The sequence below is a fragment of the Microcystis sp. M53598_WE2 genome (genome assembly GCF_030067735.1).
In the GTDB taxonomy this organism is placed as follows: Bacteria; Cyanobacteriota; Cyanobacteriia; order Cyanobacteriales; family Microcystaceae; genus Microcystis; species Microcystis aeruginosa.
The window spans coordinates 1-3,372 of sequence record NZ_JASJFE010000706.1; the positions used below are offsets into that span (position 1 = coordinate 1).

Annotated in this window: 3 protein-coding genes; 1 reads left to right on the forward strand and 2 read right to left on the reverse strand. The window is 40.8% G+C overall.

All coding sequences use genetic code 11. The features are described from left to right. Positions 1-103 precede the first annotated feature (103 nt). Both PX636_RS14390 and PX636_RS14395 read right to left on the reverse strand, forming a co-directional pair. Positions 104-715, reverse strand: coding sequence for a 4Fe-4S single cluster domain-containing protein (locus tag PX636_RS14390; RefSeq protein ID WP_288117649.1), 612 nt, complete (start codon positions 713-715; stop codon positions 104-106). A gap of 81 nt (positions 716-796) precedes the next feature. Continuing rightward, a complete protein-coding gene (locus tag PX636_RS14395; RefSeq protein ID WP_288117650.1) occupies positions 797-1,978 on the reverse strand; it encodes an RtcB family protein in 1,182 nt (393 codons plus the stop codon). A 363-nt stretch (positions 1,979-2,341) separates the two neighbouring features. Between PX636_RS14395 and PX636_RS14400 the strand changes: the two genes are divergently transcribed. Then, on the forward strand, positions 2,342-3,316 hold the full coding sequence (locus PX636_RS14400; protein ID WP_288117651.1) for a hypothetical protein: 975 nt from the start codon (positions 2,342-2,344) through the stop codon (positions 3,314-3,316). Positions 3,317-3,372: the final 56 nt, after the last annotated feature.

Consider the following 3,372-nt stretch of genomic DNA (forward strand, 5'->3'; position numbering starts at 1 on the left):
AGAATCGGGATGTGTTTGCCGCTTACAAAGCCAGTTTAGGCTTTGTTTGGGCTTGAAATTTGTTTAAGTCCCACTAGGCAGTGATCACTGATTCTGGGCCCGATCAAGAAATAATCTGTCCCCAAAATCCCGTAAAAATTCGGGTTCCGTCTTTGAGAATATGAATTTCCACTTGATCTGATGCCCAATTAATCTGATCTTCCAAAGCGGGATTGAGGAGGTGAATCCGTTGATTGCTAGAAGAAACGGGAGAATCGGGGGAATGAATAGCGAGGGATTCCACATAGGCCCCATCCACCAAAATATCTAACTGGGCCAATAATTCTTGAGAGTGGGGCGGTGCTTGGGTTGAGCGCAATTGTTCGATCGTAAATCCCGTGAAGGACATCACATTTAAGCCTTTTTCCTTAACATATTTAGCTAATTCTGTCAAGGCTTTTGCTTGCCAAAAAGGTTCACCTCCGGAGAAAGTTAGGCCAATATTGCGGGGATTAGCCAAAATTTTGGCAGCTAGAGACTCAACAGTAATTAATTGATTGATCTTAAAGGGCCAGGAAGCTTGATTAAAACAACCCCGACACTCGCGAGAACAACCCTGTACCCAGACCACCGCCCGACAGCCGGGGCCGTTAACGGCGGATTCATCCACATAGCCCATGATATTGAGATGATGGGCGGGAATTTGCGCTAATTCGGCAGCAATAGTCAGACTCATCGCTTATAATCCTCGATCGATTCCTATCTTTTTCATGCTAGGGAAAAAACGACAAAAATCGATCGCTCTGGCCATGATTTGTTAACCTTTGACACACAGCACCTGCTTGAGAGTGGCGACAATTTCCACTAGATCCGCCTGTTGATTCATCACCTGTTGGATCGGTTTATAAGCTCCCGGAATCTCATCAATAACGCCCTCATCTTTGCGGCATTCAACCCCTTGGGTTTGGGCAATTAAATCATCAAGAGTAAAGGTTTTTTTAGCCAGATTTCTCGACATCAAGCGCCCGGCCCCGTGGGAACAGGAACAGAAGCTATTATGTTCTCCTTTGCCCTTAACAATATAAGATTGCGCTCCCATGGAACCGGGGATAATACCATAATCGGTTTCTCTGGCGCGGACGGCTCCTTTGCGGGTGACATAAACTTCCTCCCCAAAATGAATTTCTTTTTCGGCATAATTGTGATGACAATTAACTACTAAGAGGGGTTTAGTTGGTTTGCCTCCCGCTAGATGTTTTTCAACAATGCGTTTAAATCTAGCCATCATAATTTCCCGATTATAACGGGCATATTCCTGGGCCCATTGTAGATCGTGCCAGTAGGCGGTAAATTCTTCTGTACCGGCAACAAAGTAGGCCAGATCGAGGTCAGGTAATTTACCTTCTGCTAGTTTGGCTAACTCTTTGGCCGTATCAATATGACATTGGGCCAGTTGATTACCAATACCTCTAGAACCGGAATGGAGCATTAACCAAACTTGATTATCTGTATCTAAACAAATTTCGATAAAGTGATTACCACCCCCCAGAGAACCCATTTGTTTAAGGGCTTTTTTCTCTAGGTTTTGTACACCTCGATGAATCTGTTTAAATTCCGCCCATTTTGGCCATTTAGTTACTTCCCGATCCACTTCTTTATTTTCAGCAAAACCGACGGGAATATTTTCTTCCACATCGAGGCGAATTTTTTTGAGTTTTCCCTGCAATTGTTCACCGGTGAAAGGCATTTTTAAGGCAGCCATGCCGCAACCGATATCGACTCCGACAGCGGCAGGAATTACGGCATCTTTGGTGGCAATCACCGAACCAACTAAAGCACCTTTACCCAAGTGAACATCGGGCATTAAAGAAATGTGTTTATAAACAAAAGGGAGGGAAGCGACATTTTTAGCCATTTGGGTTTCTTGGGGTCCCAATTCATGGCCCGCCCAAGATAAAATCGGTGTTGGTGTGGAAAGTGCCAGAGTTTCGTAAGTCATATTTTTTATGAAATAATCAAATAAAAAGCCAATACAACTAAAATAACGCAATTGAGATTCTGCGATAAATTAGATAAATTGTTATCAGTGATCGTGTTTTAACACAGAGGATAAGCTGTTGACTATCTAAATTACTCGTTCAGACTGCACCAGAGTTCTGAGCATTTGTACTAAAATTGTCAAGACGCAGTTTAAATGCAGTACAGCTTATTACCTATATTACATTATATACTACATTCGTGTTATCAACAAGTTCCCAGAAAGAGCAGGCATTGGGGAGCTTTTTGCTGTGATCGGTAAACAGTAAGCTGTTCAGCATCTAAATAGCGTATAACAGAAACAGTAACTTAGTCAAAAAATTCAATGATGAGCAATCTTACTGATTTACTCGCACTTCCATTTGGCAAACCTTTAGCTGAGATCGATGCCACAATCCTTGAGAGTTTTGGGGATAATTGTTACAAAATAAATGATCAGATTTATTTATTAACAATGAGTATTGACAATATTCCTGTATATAGAGGTCTTGCTTGGGTAGTTTCTGAGCGGGCAGCCGCCTGGATTTTTACAGGTCGTTGGTCTGATGATGAAATCAAACTGCCGCCACCAGATATTCTTTTACCAATGTTTACTATAAAAGATTATCAAAGTGTTTGTGAATTTGGCCGGCAAGTAGATCAGAAAAACTTTGTTAATGATCTTCTAGGGCCGCGAAGAGTAAAATTTAGCAACTACACTTACTATTATCGCATGGTAGAACCCCGTCAATCGGATGATCCTATTGGTATCGAGATCGATCGCCGACCAGAACAGTATAGGTATTGGGGAAATTCTCTAGTCATTATTAATAGTTGGCAAAGAACGATAACTAAAACCTTTCTTGACTTTCAACAATGTTCTCTTAACAATTTAAGAGGAGGGGGAGTCAATACTGGTAGTCATCTTATTCAGTTGAGAAGTTTTGGAAAGCCTGATAATTATCGGGAATCTATTTTATCTGTTTTTAATCCACCTACTCTATGCTATTTTGATTTGGGCTTAGAATTTGTGCCTTCTGTAGATATGCGTTTGGCCTACATCTACATCTATTTACAACCTAACTGTAGCAGTTTATTTTCCGAGGAAACCCGTTCTTCTACCTTTAGGGTTTTTTCTGGTGATCTTCTTTACGGAAATAGATTAATTAGTGCCTCTGAATTAGAGGATTTTCCTGGGTTAATTAACAGTTTTCAAGATAGCAGATTTAAACGATATGACACCGATACTTATATTCAAGAAATAAATGGAATACGCACAGGAACAATTGTTTTTACTCATGATTACATAATCTTATATTAATAAGTAGGTGGGTGGAATTAAATATAAGATGAACGTAGGTTGGGTTGAAGCATGAA

Bases quoted from the DNA above. Each gene is read 5' to 3' on its own strand.
- PX636_RS14390 (WP_288117649.1), bottom strand. From the start codon at position 715: ATGAGTCTGACTATTGCTGCCGAATTAGCGCAAATTCCCGCCCATCAT.
- PX636_RS14400 (WP_288117651.1), top strand. From the start codon at position 2,342: ATGATGAGCAATCTTACTGATTTACTCGCACTTCCATTTGGCAAACCT.
- PX636_RS14395 (WP_288117650.1), bottom strand. From the start codon at position 1,978: ATGACTTACGAAACTCTGGCACTTTCCACACCAACACCGATTTTATCT.